This is a genomic window from Paraburkholderia sp. SIMBA_027 (genome assembly GCF_046535315.1).
GTDB classification, from domain to species: Bacteria; Pseudomonadota; Gammaproteobacteria; order Burkholderiales; family Burkholderiaceae; genus Paraburkholderia; species Paraburkholderia tropica.
In genome coordinates this window covers 1-274 of sequence record NZ_JAWRWY010000524.1, presented here as the reverse complement: position 1 = coordinate 274, position 274 = coordinate 1, and the positions used below count along the sequence as shown (strand labels likewise).

Annotated in this window: 1 pseudogene; it reads left to right on the top strand. The window is 60.2% G+C overall.

What is annotated here, in order from left to right:
- Nucleotides 1–50: 50 nt before the first annotated feature.
- Nucleotides 51–274: pseudogene (locus SB764_RS40085) on the top strand (C4-dicarboxylate ABC transporter); the annotation flags it as partial.

The window sequence follows — 274 nt, the reverse complement described above, 5'->3', positions numbered from 1 at the left end:
AAGGGCTGCGGCTTGTCCGGCATTTCACGCCCAACTGGTTTGCAGCGACGATGGGCACCGGCATGTTCGCCGTCTGCCTGGCGCAGTTTCCATCGGCACCGGCGCTCTACAGCCTCGGCGAAACCCTGTGGGTGGCGAACATCCTGCTCTTCATTGCTCTTTCGCTGATCTACGCGGCGAAGTGGATCATCTATCCTGGCGATGCGCGCCGGATCTTCGATCATCCGGTGCTTTCGATGTTCTTTGGCTGCATTCCGATGGGCCTCGCCACCAT